Here is a 14,653-nt window from a genome sequence, read left to right as displayed (position 1 = left end):
CCCGTCATGGATACCACCCCGAGTCTCGCCCGCGATCTCGCCGCTCTGGGCAGGGTGACGGAGGGCGTTTCGTACGAGAGCGTGCTGCGCGGCATCACCGAGGCGGTGGCGCGCGGCGTTCCCGGATGCGCGGCGGGCACCGCAGAGCTGTGGCAGGAGGGGCGGGTGATGCTGGCCGCCTCCCACAGCGAGCTCATCGCCCTCACCGACCGGGAGCGCGACCTGCGCGAGGGGCCGTCGAGGGAGGCGCTCTCCTCCGGGCGGCCGGTGGTGATCCCGGACGTGATGCGCGACGCGCGCTGGCCCCGCTACGCCGCGACGGCCGTACGGCACGGCGTGCGTTCGGTGCTGGTCCTGCCGATCGAGGTGGAGCGCGCCGTCGTCATCATCGGCCTGTACGCGGTGCGACCCGGTGTCTTCGCCGGGGGAGGCTCCCTGATGACCATGCTCGCTGAGCAGGTGACCGTGGTGCTGGCCAACCTCTGGGAGTTCGACGACGTCGTCACGGGGGCCGCGCAGATGCAGGAGGCCATGGCCGGCCGCTCGGTGATCGACCAGGCGAAGGGCATCATCATGTCGACGAGCGGCTGCTCGGCCGAGGCCGCGTTCGACGAGCTGAGACGGGTGTCCCAGCACCATCAGATCAAGGTCGCCGACCTGGCCAAGCTGCTGGTCACCGAGCACCAGAACAAGCACGGCGGCAACCGCGCCGAGTGATCAGTGCCCTTCTCTGGCGGTCCCGAAGGCGGCCAGCGCCTCCTCCAGCGTGTCGAACATCGGCAGCCGCTGGGACAGGCCGGTGACCCACATCACCTTGGAACTGGGGTACTGCACGGCGACGAGGGCGAAGTCGCCGCCCGCCCCGGTGGCACGCTGCCAGTGGTGGACGATGAGCCCGAGTGCCCGCGAGTCCATGAACGTGACGCCGCCCAGATCGAGGATCATGCTCGGTCCGTGGTCGTCGGCCGCCGCGTCCAGGCAGCCGGAGAACTCCGTTCGCGTGGTGGCGTCGAGGATGCCGGTGACGTGGACGACCACCGCGACGCCGGCGGGCGTGGCGTGCACCGTGGACTGCAGGGACAGCGTCCCGGGCTTTGGCACCTCGCGCCTCCAGGAAGGGAAGAGACCCCGCCGCGCGAGGCCTGTCCGGCAACTTTACTGGCGTCCAGGGGGTGGTGATACTTCCGGATTTGGGGGAATATCGGAGTAGAGGTCCAGCAGAGGGCCCTGTCTCGAAGTTGTAGCGAGGCGCGCCGTCTGCGTGGGCTGAATCCCGGCTCGGCGTCGCTCGCGACGCGAGTACGAGGAGATTCCACGATGGCTGCCGAGGTTCGAGTAGCGACCATCCCCCCGCAGGCCGGAGCGACGACCGGGCGCAAGGGCACGCCGCCGTCGCGGGCGAAGCACGCCCTTCCCGCCGAGCGGCCGCACGATCAGGGCCAGCCGACCGCCGAGGAGCTGCTCGCCGAGCTCGCCCGTGAGGACCTGGCCCAGGAGCGCCGCGAACGGCTGCGGGAACAAGTCGTCGAGATGCACCTGCCCATGGCCAGGGACGTCGCCCGCAGGTATCTCCACCGCGGTGAGCCGCTGGAGGATCTCCTCCAGGCGGCCTACGTGGGGCTCATGAAAGCGATCAACGGGTACGACGCCAGCCTCGGGCACGGCTTCCGCGGCTACGCCATGGTGACCATGACCGGCGAGGTGAAGCGGCACTTCCGGGACCGCACCTGGGCCGTCCGCGTCCCCCGGCTCTACCAGGAACGGCGCTCCGAGCTGAACCGGCTCGTCGCGGACATGACCCAGGAGCTCGGCCGGTTCCCCACGGTCGCCGAGCTCGCGAAGAAGATGCGCATCTCCGAGGAGGACATGCTCCTCACGATGGACGCCTCGGCGGCGTACAGCACGCTGTCGCTGGACGCGCCCCTGGGCGCGGACGACGACGCGGCCGCGCTCGGCGACGTGCTTCCCGAGGAGGACGACGCGCTGGCGACCCTCGTGGACAGGGAGGCCGTGAAGCCGCTGATCGACGAGCTTCCGGAGCGGGAGAAGAACATCCTGCTGCTCCGGTTCTACGGCAACCTGACCCAGGCCGAGATCGCGGCCGAGTTCCACATATCGCAGATGCACGTCTCGAGAATCCTGCGCAAGGTGCTCGACCAGCTGCGTTCGGAACTCGTGGCGGGGTGATCTGCCATCCGAGTGGCGGTGGCGTCGGTGCGCCGTCGTCCCGGGGTATGTTCGACTTCCGGCCCGTCGCGGCGGACGGTCCTGACATGTCCGGTGGGAGGCGTTTCCGGGTGAACGAGGAGGGCGTCCCACCGTCCGGGCCCGGCGCGGCCAAGGAGCTCACGTTCTCCCTGGACGACCTGCCCGACGTGCGGGAGTTCGCCGCGGTCCAGGCGCGCAGCCAGGGAATGCGGGAGGACGCCGTCGGCGATTTCGTCGTCGCGCTCAACGAGGTGGCGACGAACGCCGTGACCCACGGTGCCTCCGAGGCGCGGCTGCGCCTGTGGGGCGATCGGGACGGGTTGGTCGTGGACATCCACGACGACGGCAGGGTGTGGAGGCCCGAGTCCCCGCCCGGGCGGGTCGCCCCGCCGGAGAACGCCACCAGCGGCATGGGCCTGTGGGTGGCCCGCCGGCTCAGTACCGACATATACGTCGAAACGGGGAGCAACGGGACTACCGTCACGATGCGTTTCAGCGTCTGACAGGGGTAGTAGCCCAGCATGACTGTTCCCCGCATACTCGTCGTCGGCGGTGGCTACGTCGGCATGTACGCGGCGCTGCGGTTGCAGCGCAGACTCCGCCGGGCGGAGGCGCGCATCACGGTCGTCAACTACGACTCCTACATGACGTATCAGCCCTTCCTGCCCGAGGCGGCGGCGGGGAGCATCGAGCCCAGGCACGTCGTCGTGCCGCTGCGCCGGATGCTCTCCCGATGCGAGATCCTCAACGGCACCATCCTGCGGGTGAGCCTGGCCGACAAGGTCGCCGAGTTCCGGCCGCACGAGGGGCGGGAACGGGTGCTCGGCTTCGACTATCTGGTGTTCTCTCCGGGGTCGATCTCGCGCGTGCTGCCGATCCCCGGCCTCGCCGAGCGGGGGATCGGGTTCAAGACCGTGGAAGAGGCCATCCACCTGCGCAACCACGTCCTCGGCAAGCTCGACGTCGCCGCGTCCAGCTCCGACGAGCGGCTCCGCCGCCGCGCGCTGACGTTCGTCTTCGTCGGCGCCGGATTCGCGGGAATCGAGGCGCTCGGCGAGCTGGAGGACATGGTCAGCGACGCCATCAAGTACTTCCACGGCCTGCGCCGGCAGGACATGCGCTGGTTCCTCATCGAGGCCACCGACCGGATCCTGCCCGAGGTCGGCCTCGACATGGGGCGCTGGACCGCCGAGCAGCTCCGCATGCGCGGTATCGACGTACGGCTGCGCACCCGCCTGCTGTCCGCGGAGGGCGGGCGCATCGTCCTGGACGACGGCGAGCAGTTCGAAGCCGAGACCCTGGTGTGGACCGCCGGAGTCAAGCCGCACCCGCTGGTCAGGTCGGGCGACCTCCCGCTCGACTCCAGGGACCGGGTCCTGGCGAACGAGTTCCTGCAGATCCAGGGCACCCGGTTCGCCTTCACCGCGGGGGACGCCGCCGCCATTCCCGACCTCACCCGCCCGGGTGAGCTGTGCCCGCCCAACGCCCAGCACGCCGTACGGCAGGCACGGCGGCTGGCCGACAACGTGCTGGCGACGATCAGGAGCCGGCCGTGCAAGCCGTACCGGCACAGGAACGCGGGGGCGGTGGCCGCGCTGGGCCTGCGCAAGGGCGTCGCCCAGATCTACGGCCGGGAGTTGCGCGGCATGGTCGCGTGGCTGATGCACCGCACCTACCACCTGTCCCGGGTGCCGACGATCAACCGGAAGTCCCGCATCCTGGCGGACTGGACGCTCGCCCTGTTCTTCCGCAGGGAGATCGTCTCGCTCGGCGCGCTGCAGCGGCCGCGCGAGGAGTTCGAGCTCGCCGCCAGGACCACGCCCCCGACGCCCGCGCGCGAGCCCGTGAGCCCGTGAGCCCGTGACCGGTACGGCCCGAGTCAGCGGCCGGCGCCCGGGATCCGGTCCGCGAGGCCGGCGTGCAGGTCCCGCAGCTCGCGCTTCAGGACCTTGCCGCTCGGGTTCTTCGGGAGCGCGTCGACGAAGGCGATCGCCTTGGGCACCTTGAAGGCGGCCAGCCGCGACCGCGTGTGGGTCCGCAGCTCCTCCTCGGTGACGGATGTGCCCGGCTTGGTCACCACGATCGCGACGACCGCCTCGATCCAGCTGGGGTGGCTGACCCCGACGGCCGCGACCTCGGCGACGGCGGGGTGCTCGTAGATGACCTCCTCGACCTCCCGGCTGGCGACGTTCTCACCACCGGTCTTGATCATGTCCTTGATCCGGTCGACGACCGTGAGGTAACCCTCGTCGTCCATCACCCCGAGGTCCCCGGAGTGGAACCAGCCGCCGCGGAAGGCCTCGGCCGTCTTCTCCGGGTCGTCCAGGTAGCCGAGGATGGCATGCGGGCTCCGGTGGACGATCTCCCCGATCTCTCCCGGGGGCACGTCGTCGCCGTCGGCGTCCACGACCCGGGTCTCGACGTTGAGGGCGGCCTGGCCGGCCGACCCCGCCTTGCGGATCTGGTCCTCCGGCTGGAGCATGACCGCGACCGGGGCCATCTCGGTCTGCCCGTAGAAGTTCCACAGGCGCACGCCGGGCAGCCGCTCGCCGATCTCCCTGAGCACCTCGACCGGCATGATCGCCGCGCCGTAGTAGCCCTTCCTGAGGGAGGAGAGATCGCGCCGGCCGAAGTCCGGGTGGCGCAGAAGGGAGATCCACACGGTCGGCGGAGCGAAGAACTTCGTCACCCGGTGGCGCTCGATCGCCTCAAGCACGGCGGCCGGGTCGGGGCCGGGCAGAATGTGGCTGACCGCGCCGAGCTGGATGTCCGGCACCAGGAAACAGTGCTGCTGCGCGCAGTGGAACAGCGGCATGGCGTGCAACTCGACATCGTGGCGATCCATGCCGCCGTCGATGACGCAACTGCTGTACTGCGCGATCAGTGCGGAGTGGGACAGCACCGCGCCCTTCGGGCGTGATTCCGTGCCGGAGGTGTAGAGGATCTGGGCGGGGTCGTCGGCGCCGATATGGAGAGCGGGAGTCTCGGTGCCCTCGTGAGCGAGCAGCGCGGCGAACGGCTCCCACCCGTCGGCGTCCCCGTACACGACGCGGATCGTGAGCCGGTCGGCCGCCTTGACCGCGTCCCGCGCCACGGGGAGGAGTGTGTCCTGCGCGATCAGGGCGACGGCGGACGAGTGCGCGAGCACGTAGCCGACCTCGTCGGCCCCGAGCATGAAGTTGATCGGTACGAGGACCGCTCCGGCACGGGCGACCCCGAAGATCGTCTGCACGTACTCCACGCTGTTGCGCGAGAGCACCGCGACCCGCTCGCCCGGCCGCACGCCCCGCGCGATCAGCGCGCCGGCCACCCGCGAGGCGTCCTCGTCCAGCTCGGCGAAGGTACGGCTGGTCCTCCCGTCCGAGACGGCGAGCCGGTCGGGGTGGCGTCTGGCGGAGCGGCGCAGCAGGTCGGCGAGCGACTGTCTGCGGGCGAGGGCGACGTCCCCCGCAGCTTCCGAGGCGGCCGGGGGTCCAGCGAAAGACATGAAGTTCTCCAACCGGGCAACAGACGAAACTTCCGGAAAGCGTAGTGACATGTGCCGCCGTTGAGGAGTAGCCGTACGGGCCGGAATACACCGCGTAGGTCGCGCGCGGCGGCCGCCGCTGCGCGGTGCGCCGGGCTCCGAGGAGAGGTCGCGCGGGGGCTCCGAGGAGAGGGGTGCGTCGGGCTCGGGGGAGAGGGCGGGCGTCAGGGCCCGCGCGTTCCGTTCGTACGCGCTTCGCCGGGGGCCGTACCAGGATGATGGGGTGTTCCCGAGCGCCGTGAACGCTTGATGATCAACCATTGAGAAAACCCGCAGCGTGCCGCTTTCGGGTAACGTGCCCGACCCGCTGGAGTCGCATCCCCGTCCGCGAGAACCGCGCCGTCATCACCGAGGTACGGATGGTCTCGGGTCAGGGGACATGACCAGGGACGCCGCGCAGAAAGGCCGGCCGTTCGAGCCGCGCACTGTACGGATGAAGTCGGATGAAGTCGGATGAAGTCCGACCTGCGCGGCTCCGGCCGGGTCTAGTCGTTCGGTGGGGCGGCGCTGATGTCGGACAGCGCCGAGGTGGGGTCGCGCTCCACGGCCAGGTCGCCGAGGGAGACGATGCCGATCGCGTGCCCCTTCTCCACGACCGGGACGCGCCGGATCGCCTTCTCGCGCATCAGCCGGACCACGGCGTCGGCGTCCTCGTCCGGGCCGACCGTGACGACGTGCGTCGAGCACAGGGCGCCGATCGGGGTCACGCTCATGTCGCGGGTCTCGGCGACCGCCCGGACCACGATGTCGCGGTCGGTCACCACTCCGCGAAGCCGGTCGCCCCTGGTCACGAGGACGTCGCCGATCGCCTGGTCACGCATCAGCTTGGCGGCCCGTACCACCGGGGTGTCCTCCGGCAGCGTCACGGGCTGCGGAGTCATGACGTCGCGTGCCTTCTGTGCCATGTCGATCCTCCCCTTCCGTACTTGCGCGTGTCGTCCGGGTGCCGCGGCTCTCCGATGGGCGTGCGGACGCCCGGCCTGATCCCCGCGCCTGGCGGCTTCGGGCTCTCGGGGGCCTGAAGGCGCCAGGCGTGCGGCTCCGGCGAGAGGCGCACCGAGGACCGCCCTGAGATCCGCCCGAGGTCGGTCCGAGATCGGCGCGGTCGGGGCGGCTCCCCGAGGATCAGCGGCGCGCCCTGGAGCGCCAGCTCCCGCGCCAGGCGCCCGCCGTGCCGATCCCGGCCTGGTGCAGTGCCAGCAGACACAGGCCGAGCGCGATGAGCGCGGTCATGCCGATGCCGATACCGGCATCGAAGAGATCGAGCAGGAAGGCGATCCCGAAGACGATCGCCGCGACGACGGCTAACATGCGTTTCTCACTTTCCGGTCAGTCGGGTGAGCAGCGTCCGGTACTCGCGCAGCGCGAGCCGCAGCTCCTCGGTGTCCTTGGTGTCGGGGTCCCGCCAGCGGTCGGCCAGACTGCGCCGCCGGTCGTCGACGGCGGAGACCGCCTCCTCGACGAGGGCGTCCGCCTGCTCGACCGATCCGCGCGGATCGTCGACGAACGCGGCCTTGATGTCGCGCCACCGCTGGTCCATGTCGATGTCGATGTCGACGTCGACGTCCCGGGAATCCTGGGCGGTGTCCGCGGCCCTCCCCTCGGGCGCCACCGGCGCGTCGCGGACCGCGTCCTCGCCGGCCCGGCCGTTCTCTCCGGTCTCTTCCGCTTCCTCGGGGGAGTAGACGGGCCCGGGGCCCTCGAACCGGCTGTGCCGCTCCTCGTACTCGGGCCGGATCGCCCGCCGGTCGTCGAGCGGTTCGTCCCCGGCGGGCGCGATGGCGTGCCCGGGGTCGTAGGGGTTCCTCTCCATCAGCGGTCAGCCTCCGTGGTGTCGGTACGTACGGCGCGGTGGCCGTCGTGTCCTGCGTGTACTTCGTCGAGCAACTCCTGGAAGAGCGCGCGGTAGTGCACCATGGCCTGCCGGAGCTCCTCGGTGGTGGCGTCCTGCCTGGCCGCGCGCCCGCTGATGTCGTGCGCCCGGCGATAGTGGTCGAGCGTCGAGGCGTGGGTGACCGACAGGTCGCTGAGGCGCTGCTCGAAGCCCTCCGTGGGGTAGCCACGATCGCCCATCACCGATGTGACCAGCGTGTCCGCCTCGGTCACCGCGAAGCCGGGGGCGTCGACGAAGCGTTCCTGGACCTCGCTCCACTTCCTCGCGTAGGAGTTCCGCGTCTCCTGGTCGAGCGGGCGGATGTCGAGCCGGGTGTGCCGCTCCTCGCGAGCGAGCAGCTCCTCCTCGGCCTCCTTCCGGCTGTCCCGCTCCCGCACCGTACGGTCGTACTCGGGGCCGAAGCGGTCCTGCAGGCGGCGTCGGCGGTTGAGGTTGGTCATCGTGACGTAACCCACCGCCAGGATCACCACCACGATGGCAATGGCCATGACCAGCCATGCGACGGGCGTCATATCTGCCTCCAGAGATGAGTGCGTTGTCGTCTCGCACTGCCCCGGACGCGGCCCTTCAAGCGCACGCAAGGCCGAAAGCGGCGGTCGGCCGCCGCGCCGCCTGTCGCGGAAAGCGACCGTAAAGGATGCGTAATCCCAGGTTTGCCGGGTAGCCCGGACGTTCACCGCAAGAGGAGGTAACCATGGGATTCGGAGCAAGCCTCGCGTTCATCGCGGTCGGCGCGGTTCTCGCCTTCGCCGTCACGTGGGACGTCCCGGGCATCGACCTGCACGTGATCGGATGGATCCTCATCGCCGTCGGTGCGGTCGGGGCGCTGCTGACCGGGCTGTACACGCGCCGGCCACGCTCCGAGGAGGTGGTCGAGGTGGTCGAGCCCGACACCGTGTACACCGCCGAACCGACCGTCGTCGAACCTCATGTCCACGTGCGCGAGGAGGACCCGCACCTGCGCCGCGGGAACGGCTGAGCCGTCCCGGCGGGGCTTCGCCGCCTCGCGACAGAGGCTCCGCCCGGTGAGGCCGGCGGGCGTTGCGGCGACCGGCCTTGGTGAAGCCCGCGGAGGTTTACAAAGGGTCGGCCTGGTGAAGCCCGCGGAGGTTACAGAGGGTCGTCCTGGTGAAGCCCGCGGACCAGATGCTCACGGGCGGCCGCGTCCCCGGGGGCGTTCCGGTCCCGGAGGAGCCCAGAGATGTGCTCGCGATGGGCGGCGTCGGCGTTCCCGCCGTACTTGAACTTGCCGTCGATCTTCTCGATCGTCAGCTCCAGGCCACGGATGCCCGGAAAGCGCCGCTCGTGCCGTACGGGATCCACGAGATCGTGGTCGAGGCGTTCGATCTGCCGGCGGAGGATCGCCGCCTTGCCCTCGGCGTCGGTGACGACCCGGGCCCGGCAGACGAGCTGGACCGCCGCGTAGTACGTCGTCGGGACGCCCATGGCCGGGTCGCCCTCGCCGGGAAGCACCTTCCAGGCTCCGGGGATGTAGGCCCAGTCACCCGCGACGGAGAGCAGCACCATCGGGTTCTCGTCGATCGCCGTCCAGATCGGGTTCGGCCGGGCCAGGTGGAGCAGGACGCGGCGGTCCTCGGTCAGGTGGAACTGCGTCGGCACGACGACGGGGACGTCCCGCCCCCGGCCGGCGGCGATCAGATGGCCGAACTCGTTGGACCTGACGAAGTCGAGCGACGCGTCCTCGTCCGCCGCGTCCCATGGATGAATGAGCATAGTTCCCGATCTTATGGGTCACTTGTCCGAGGCTCGGCATCCTGACCCGGGACCTTCTTCGGGGTCGCCGCGATCGGCTCAGCGACCCCGAATCCCCCGGGCCGCCGCGCCGGCGCGGTGCAGGAGCAGCGCGGCGACGCATCCGCCGGCCAGGACCGCGGCCGCGCCCACCAGCTGGCTGGTCTCGATCCCGGCGGCGAAGGCGTCGAGGACGGCGCCCCGCTCCGCCTCCGTACGCGTGGCGGCCAGGGCGGCGGGGAACGAGCTCGCACCGGCCGCGGCGGCGGGCAGCAGCGCGATGAAGCGGGAGTTCATGACGGCGCCGAGCACGGCGACGCCCAGGCTGGTCCCGACCTCGGTCATGGTGCCGTCGATCCCGGCGCCCGCCCCGGCCGCCTCCAGCGGGATCGCGCCCATGACGGCCTCCGCGATGGCCGGGTTGGCGAGCGCGCAGCCCGCGCCCATGAGCACCAGCCCGGCCAGCAGCACGCCGTAGCCGTCCGCCGCGAAGGCCGCGACGACCACGAACCCGCCCGACAGGAGACCCATCCCGACGGCGATGGAGAGCGGCAGCCCGAGGCGCCGGATCAGCCACGCCGAGATCCCGGTGAAGTTGAGCGCCACGACGCTGAGCGCGAACGGCGCCATGCGCAAGCCCGTCTCCAACGCCGTGTAACCGCGGACGAACTGCAGCTGCTGGGTGAGCAGGAACAGCACGCCGCCGCTGCCGAACGTGATCAGGACCACCCCGGCGATCGCCCCCATGAACCGGCGGTTCCGGAAGAAGCGCAGGTCCAGCATGGGATGCGGGGTGCGCAGCTCCCAGGCGGCGAAGGCGCCGAGCAGGAGCACACCCGCCACCGCCGGGACCAGCACCCGGGTCGAGCCCCAGCCGTGATCGGGACCCGAGATGATCGCGTAGACCACCCCGGTCATCCCGGCCGTGGACAGCAGCGCGCCGAGGAGGTCGGGCGGCCCCGAGCCGGGGTTCTTCGACTCCGGCACCAGGACCTTGACCGCGACGACTCCGAGCAGCACGACGGGGACGTTGATCAGGAAGATCGCGCCCCACCAGAAGTGGGCGAGCACCACCCCGCCGATCGGCGGCCCGGCCGCGAAGCCCAGAGCGTTCGCCGCGCTCCAGACGCCGATCGCGCGGGGGCGTTCATCCGCGTCGAAGATCTGCATGACCACGGCGAGGGTCGTGGTCATCAGCAGCGCCCCGCCGACGCCCATGCCCGCGCGCGCGGCGATCAGCTGCCCGGCGGACTGGGAGAACGCGGCCGCCAGCGACCCGGCGCCGAACAGTCCGAGCCCGGCGAGCAGCAGCCGCTTACGGCCGTAGCGGTCGGCGGCGCTGCCCGAGGCGAGCAGCAGACCGCACAGCACCAGCGAGTACGCGTTGATCATCCACTGCACGTCGGCGGTGGACGCGCCGAGTTCCGTCCCGAGCGAGGGGATCGCCACGTTCAGGACGGTGTTGTCGAGCAGTACGGCGAGCTGGGCGAGGCAGATCACCATCAGGATCGGCCACCGGGTGGGGAGCCGGGTCCCGGCCCCCGTACCGGTGGTGAGCTCCGCGCCCGTGGTCACGGTCTCACGGCGAATCGGGCGATCGGGTTCGTCAGGTCGCCGACCAGCTGGAGCGCGGCCGACGGGTCGGCCAGGTCGACCATCTGGCGGTTGTCGCGCAGCTGCAGCCGGTTGAGGCAGGACAGCGCGAAGTCCCCGGCGAACAGGTCGTACCGCTGGAACCTGTCGGCCAGGTGCGGGACCGAGTCCCGGTAGTCGGCCGCGCACTCGGCGACGGTCCGCCAGAAGGTCTCCTCGTCGAGCACCCCCTCGGTGGTCAGCACCGCGTTCAGGAAGCGGAAGAAGCAGTCGAAGACGTCCGTGAAGATCGAGAGCAGCTTCATGTGCTCGGGCACCTCGGCGCGGACCCGCCGGACCTCCGGCGGCAGCGGCGCCTCCGGGTCCATCACGACGATCTCCTCGGCGATGTCCTTGAAGATCACCCGCTCGACCACGCCGCCGTCCAGGACCAGGATGACGTTCTCGCCGTGCGGCATGAACGCCAGGTCGTGGGCATAGAAGCTGTGCAGCAGCGGGGTGAGGTACGCGTCCAGGTAGCGGCGCAGCCACACCTCGGGCGCGAGCCCCGACTGGTCGATCAGCGCCGCGGCGAGGGAGCGGCCCTCGTGGTCGGTGTGCAGCAGCGACGCCATGGTGGCCGGCCGCCGGCCCGGCTCCAGGGAGGGCACGGGGCTCTCCCGCCACAGCGCCGCGAGCATCTTCCGGTACGGGGAGTACCTGTCGGTCGCCGCCTCGTACTGCCGGTGGCGGTAGCCGATCGCCGCCCGCTCCCGGATGATCGTCAGGCCGGTCGCCCGGAAGACCGGGTCGTTCGCGATCAGGTCGGCCAGCCAGTCGTTGATCGCCGGAGTGGCCTCCATGTACGCCGCCGACAGCCCACGCATGAAGCCCATGTTCAGCACGGACAGCGCGGTCTTCACGTAGTGCTTGGACGGGGCGCTGACGTTGAAGAACGTACGGATCGACTGCTGGGCGAGGTACTCGTCGTCGCCCGTGCCGAGGCAGACCAGGCGCCGCTCCGCGACCTCGCCGGCGAAGGTCACCGACAGCTTGTTCCACCACTGCCAGGGATGGACCGGGATCAGCTGGTAGTCGGCGAGGTCGAGGCCGAGGTCGGCGAGCGTGGCGGCGAACCGGTCCAGCACCGCGTCGCCGAGCTCGCCCCGGATTAGCCGGTCGTAGTCGATGTCCGCCGAGCAGGTGAAGGTGGAGTGGTCGCGGTGCGCCGCCAGCCAGATCAGCCGGATCGGGTTCGCGACCTCGGGCGCGTACGTGTGGTACTCGCGGATGCCGTAGCCGAGCCGCCCGTTGTTGGCGACGAAGCAGGGATGGCCCTCGGTCATGCCGGACTCGATCGCCTGGAAGTCGGCCTTGGCGAGCTCGGCGGCGGTGACCGGCGGCTTGGTGAGCTTGTAGGCGGTTCCGGCGAGGGTGGAGCCGATCTCCTCCAGGTAGACCGGCAGGATCTCGTCGGACAGGCCCAGCGTGGCACGCATCTCGACGCAGAAACCGATGGCGTCGAGCGGCAGCTCCTCCGCGTCGGCCGCGTCGGGGGAGGGCAGGCGATGGCGGGTGATGCTCTCGGCGTCGATGTGCCAGTGGTCCAGGGACAGCAGCCGGGCGGCGAAACGGTACTCGACCGTCCCGTCGTCGCCGCGCACGGCGTAGCGGCCGTCGGGCAGCGGCTCCGGGGTGAGCAGCCGTTCGTGGGAGAACTCGGCGAGCGCCTTGCGAACCAGCAGCCGGTTGGCGCGGGCCCAGTTTCCGGGCGTCAGGTGTGCGACGGCCTCGCGGGGGTTCACGCGGACACCCCCCGGGTGGCGGCCAGGAAGCGGTCCCGGGTGCAGAAGCTGAGCAGCGCGGTCTTCTCCGGTTTCTCGACCGGGCCGACGACGTCGAAGCCCACGGCCGCGTTGAGCGCGTGGACGGCGGTGTTGCGTATGTCGGGTTCGACCACGACCCGCCGGACCGCCGGATCGGCGAACAGCATCTCCATCACGGTGGTGATCACGGCCAGCGTGAAGCCGTGCACCGGCGTGTCGGACGGCGCGCACAGGAAGTGCATGCCGACGTCTCCGTCCGCCGCGTCGTACAGGCCCGCCAGCTCGACATGGGCGGGGTCGTACTGTTCGGCAAGGAAGGACGGGCGGCCGTTCACCAGCCCGACGAACGCGTCGTGGTGCGGATGCCGGGTGATCGCGCGGTACTCCTCGCGCACCCGGGCCACGTCGGCGTCCTGCATCATCCAGAACGTCGCCTTGGGGTGGGTCACCCAGCCGTGCAGCAGCTCCGCGTCCGCGTCCGGGTCGAGCGGGCGTACCGCGAACTCGCCGAGGCGCGCGTCGGTGCGGGTGAAGACGATCTCACTCATGAGGCGATGCCCTCCGGCGCGCCGAACTCCTGGAAGGCGATGGCCTTCTCGATGGGGTAGTGCTCGCGGCCCAGCAGCTCGCGGATGATCCACGAGTTGCGGTACGGGCCCATGCCCAGGTCGGGCGAGGTGACGCTGTGCGCGTGCGTGGCGCCGTTCTGCAGGAAGATCTCGTGGCCGGTCGTGTCGATGCTGTAGTTCCTGGCGACGTCGAAGCGGCCGCGGCCGTCCTGGCGGATGCGGTCGCGAACCGGGTCGAGGAAGGACGGGATCCGGTACTTGTATCCGGTGGCCAGGACGAGTCCCTGCGTGGTGAGCGTGAAGTCCCGGCCCTGTTCGTCGTGGCGCAGCCGGAGCGTGTACGTGCCGCTCGGCTCGTTGTACGCGGCGCCGGCGAGCGTGGTGTTGGTCATCAGCCGGGTGGGGACCGGGCCGGTGACGGTCTTCTGGTAGAGCAGGTCGAAGATCTCGTTGATCAGGTCCGCGTTGATGCCCTTGAACAGGCCCTTCTGCTCGGCCTCCAGCCGGTAGCGGGTCTCCTCGGGCAGCGCGTGGAAGTAGTCGACGTACTCCGGGGAGGTCATCTCCAGGGTGAGCTTGGTGTACTCCAGCGGGAAGAACCGCGGGGACCTGGTCACCCAGTTGAGCCGGTATCCGTGGGTGTCGATGTCGGCCAGCAGGTCGTGGTAGATCTCCGCCGCGCTCTGGCCGCTGCCGACGACGGTGATGCTGTCCTTGGCCTGCAGCGCCGCCTTGCCGTCCAGGTAGTCCGCGTTGTGGATGAAGTCGCCGCCGAGGTCCGCGCAGGTCTCGGGGATGTACGGCGGGGTGCCGGTGCCGAGTACGAGCCGCCGGGCGCGGTGCTCGGTGGTCTCCCCGGTGCCGGTGACGACCGCGCGTACCACGTAGTGGCCGTCGGCGTCGTCGTACACGACGGAGGTCACCTCGTGGCCGAAGCGGACGCAGCGGAGTTTCGCCGCGGCCCAGCGGCAGTACGCGTTGTACTCGGCGCGCACCGGATAGAAGATCTCCCGGATGTAGAAGGGGTACAGCCGGCCGGACTCCTTCAGGTAGTTGAGGAAGGAGTACGGCGAGGTGGGGTCGGCCAGCGTGACCAGGTCGGCCATGAACGGGGTCTGCAGCGTGGCGAAGTCCAGCAGCATCCCCGGGTGCCAGTCGAAGTCCGGCTTGCTCTCCAGGAACAGGCCGTCGAGCTCGCCGATCGGCTCGGTCAGGCAGGCGAGGCCCAGGTTGTACGGGCCGAGCCCGATCGCGATGAAGTCGTGGGTGGACATGGGTTCCTCCCGTGCGGGGGTGGGTTGGGGGT

16 protein-coding genes are annotated in these 14,653 nt (G+C 70.6%); 5 read left to right on the top strand and 11 right to left on the bottom strand.

The features are described 5' to 3' along the window. Positions 1–6 precede the first annotated feature (6 nt). Positions 7–717 (top strand): GAF and ANTAR domain-containing protein, encoded by a 711-nt coding sequence (locus IMZ11_RS32675; protein ID WP_228646265.1) that lies wholly within the window; start codon positions 7–9, stop codon positions 715–717. On the opposite strand, the gene IMZ11_RS32670 is transcribed toward IMZ11_RS32675, so the two are convergent. Then, the gene (locus IMZ11_RS32670; RefSeq protein WP_228646264.1) at positions 718–1,101 is read right to left on the bottom strand and encodes an STAS domain-containing protein; all 384 of its coding nucleotides are present in this window, start codon (positions 1,099–1,101) and stop codon (positions 718–720) included. Between the two features lie 216 nt (positions 1,102–1,317). Between IMZ11_RS32670 and IMZ11_RS32665 the strand changes: the two genes are divergently transcribed. The 3 genes from IMZ11_RS32665 (at position 1,318) to IMZ11_RS32655 (ending at position 4,064) form a co-directional block, all read left to right on the top strand. Further along, positions 1,318–2,187: a SigB/SigF/SigG family RNA polymerase sigma factor gene (locus tag IMZ11_RS32665; protein ID WP_082776423.1), complete on the top strand. Its 870-nt coding sequence runs from the start codon at positions 1,318–1,320 to the stop codon at positions 2,185–2,187. Positions 2,188–2,273: 86 nt separating this feature from the next. Beyond that, the gene (locus IMZ11_RS32660) at positions 2,274–2,711 is read left to right on the top strand and encodes an ATP-binding protein (protein ID WP_228646263.1); all 438 of its coding nucleotides are present in this window, start codon (positions 2,274–2,276) and stop codon (positions 2,709–2,711) included. Positions 2,712–2,729: 18 nt separating this feature from the next. After that, positions 2,730–4,064, top strand: a complete 1,335-nt coding sequence (locus IMZ11_RS32655) for an NAD(P)/FAD-dependent oxidoreductase (RefSeq protein WP_228646262.1) — start codon at positions 2,730–2,732, stop codon at positions 4,062–4,064. A gap of 23 nt (positions 4,065–4,087) precedes the next feature. On the opposite strand, the gene IMZ11_RS32650 is transcribed toward IMZ11_RS32655, so the two are convergent. From IMZ11_RS32650 to IMZ11_RS32630, 5 genes are all read right to left on the bottom strand, one after another. Continuing rightward, positions 4,088–5,695: a fatty acyl-CoA synthetase gene (locus IMZ11_RS32650; protein WP_228646261.1), complete on the bottom strand. Its 1,608-nt coding sequence runs from the start codon at positions 5,693–5,695 to the stop codon at positions 4,088–4,090. A gap of 524 nt (positions 5,696–6,219) precedes the next feature. Further along, positions 6,220–6,639, bottom strand: coding sequence for a CBS domain-containing protein (locus tag IMZ11_RS32645; RefSeq protein WP_228646260.1), 420 nt, complete (start codon positions 6,637–6,639; stop codon positions 6,220–6,222). A gap of 220 nt (positions 6,640–6,859) precedes the next feature. Next, a complete protein-coding gene (locus IMZ11_RS32640; RefSeq protein ID WP_228646259.1) occupies positions 6,860–7,045 on the bottom strand; it encodes a hypothetical protein in 186 nt (61 codons plus the stop codon). A gap of 7 nt (positions 7,046–7,052) precedes the next feature. Beyond that, the gene (locus IMZ11_RS32635) at positions 7,053–7,547 is read right to left on the bottom strand and encodes a hypothetical protein (RefSeq protein WP_228646258.1); all 495 of its coding nucleotides are present in this window, start codon (positions 7,545–7,547) and stop codon (positions 7,053–7,055) included. Further along, positions 7,547–8,140 carry a hypothetical protein gene (locus IMZ11_RS32630; RefSeq protein WP_228646257.1) on the bottom strand — a complete coding sequence of 198 codons (594 nt, stop codon included), beginning with the start codon at positions 8,138–8,140 and terminating at the stop codon, positions 7,547–7,549. The genes IMZ11_RS32635 and IMZ11_RS32630 overlap by 1 nt, the downstream gene beginning before the upstream one ends. Before the next feature lie 182 nt (positions 8,141–8,322). Here IMZ11_RS32630 and IMZ11_RS32625 point away from each other — a divergent pair, with 182 nt between their 5' ends. Then, positions 8,323–8,607: a DUF6458 family protein gene (locus IMZ11_RS32625; RefSeq protein ID WP_228646256.1), complete on the top strand. Its 285-nt coding sequence runs from the start codon at positions 8,323–8,325 to the stop codon at positions 8,605–8,607. Positions 8,608–8,738: 131 nt separating this feature from the next. On the opposite strand, the gene IMZ11_RS32620 is transcribed toward IMZ11_RS32625, so the two are convergent. The 5 genes from IMZ11_RS32620 to IMZ11_RS32600 all read right to left on the bottom strand — a co-directional run bounded on the left by IMZ11_RS32620 (position 8,739) and on the right by IMZ11_RS32600 (position 14,621). Next, on the bottom strand, positions 8,739–9,362 hold the full coding sequence (locus IMZ11_RS32620) for an FMN-binding negative transcriptional regulator (RefSeq protein WP_228646255.1): 624 nt from the start codon (positions 9,360–9,362) through the stop codon (positions 8,739–8,741). 78 nt (positions 9,363–9,440) lie between these two features. Continuing rightward, positions 9,441–10,955, bottom strand: a complete 1,515-nt coding sequence (locus IMZ11_RS32615; RefSeq protein WP_228646254.1) for an MFS transporter — start codon at positions 10,953–10,955, stop codon at positions 9,441–9,443. Next, the gene (locus tag IMZ11_RS32610; RefSeq protein WP_228646253.1) at positions 10,952–12,757 is read right to left on the bottom strand and encodes an IucA/IucC family siderophore biosynthesis protein; all 1,806 of its coding nucleotides are present in this window, start codon (positions 12,755–12,757) and stop codon (positions 10,952–10,954) included. Before IMZ11_RS32610 ends, IMZ11_RS32615 begins: the two co-directional genes overlap by 4 nt. Further along, entirely contained in the window at positions 12,754–13,326 is a 573-nt protein-coding gene (locus IMZ11_RS32605; protein ID WP_228646252.1) for a GNAT family N-acetyltransferase, read from the bottom strand. The genes IMZ11_RS32610 and IMZ11_RS32605 overlap by 4 nt, the downstream gene beginning before the upstream one ends. After that, positions 13,323–14,621, bottom strand: a complete 1,299-nt coding sequence (locus IMZ11_RS32600) for a lysine N(6)-hydroxylase/L-ornithine N(5)-oxygenase family protein (protein ID WP_228646296.1) — start codon at positions 14,619–14,621, stop codon at positions 13,323–13,325. The genes IMZ11_RS32605 and IMZ11_RS32600 overlap by 4 nt, the downstream gene beginning before the upstream one ends. Positions 14,622–14,653: the final 32 nt, after the last annotated feature.

The sequence above is a fragment of the Microtetraspora sp. AC03309 genome (assembly GCF_020826795.1).
GTDB lineage: Bacteria > Actinomycetota > Actinomycetes > Streptosporangiales > Streptosporangiaceae > Microtetraspora > Microtetraspora glauca.
This window is presented reverse-complemented; position numbering and strand designations above follow the sequence as displayed.

Coding starts and splice junctions, on each gene's coding strand:
- IMZ11_RS32605 (WP_228646252.1), bottom strand. CDS start 13,326: ATGAGTGAGATCGTCTTCACCCGCACCGACGCGCGCCTCGGCGAGTTC.
- IMZ11_RS32665 (WP_082776423.1), top strand. CDS start 1,318: ATGGCTGCCGAGGTTCGAGTAGCGACCATCCCCCCGCAGGCCGGAGCG.
- IMZ11_RS32620 (WP_228646255.1), bottom strand. CDS start 9,362: ATGCTCATTCATCCATGGGACGCGGCGGACGAGGACGCGTCGCTCGAC.
- IMZ11_RS32635 (WP_228646258.1), bottom strand. CDS start 7,547: ATGGAGAGGAACCCCTACGACCCCGGGCACGCCATCGCGCCCGCCGGG.
- IMZ11_RS32660 (WP_228646263.1), top strand. CDS start 2,274: ATGTCCGGTGGGAGGCGTTTCCGGGTGAACGAGGAGGGCGTCCCACCG.
- IMZ11_RS32625 (WP_228646256.1), top strand. CDS start 8,323: ATGGGATTCGGAGCAAGCCTCGCGTTCATCGCGGTCGGCGCGGTTCTC.
- IMZ11_RS32600 (WP_228646296.1), bottom strand. CDS start 14,621: ATGTCCACCCACGACTTCATCGCGATCGGGCTCGGCCCGTACAACCTG.
- IMZ11_RS32630 (WP_228646257.1), bottom strand. CDS start 8,140: ATGACGCCCGTCGCATGGCTGGTCATGGCCATTGCCATCGTGGTGGTG.
- IMZ11_RS32650 (WP_228646261.1), bottom strand. CDS start 5,695: ATGTCTTTCGCTGGACCCCCGGCCGCCTCGGAAGCTGCGGGGGACGTC.
- IMZ11_RS32675 (WP_228646265.1), top strand. CDS start 7: ATGGATACCACCCCGAGTCTCGCCCGCGATCTCGCCGCTCTGGGCAGG.
- IMZ11_RS32640 (WP_228646259.1), bottom strand. CDS start 7,045: ATGTTAGCCGTCGTCGCGGCGATCGTCTTCGGGATCGCCTTCCTGCTC.
- IMZ11_RS32645 (WP_228646260.1), bottom strand. CDS start 6,639: ATGGCACAGAAGGCACGCGACGTCATGACTCCGCAGCCCGTGACGCTG.
- IMZ11_RS32655 (WP_228646262.1), top strand. CDS start 2,730: ATGACTGTTCCCCGCATACTCGTCGTCGGCGGTGGCTACGTCGGCATG.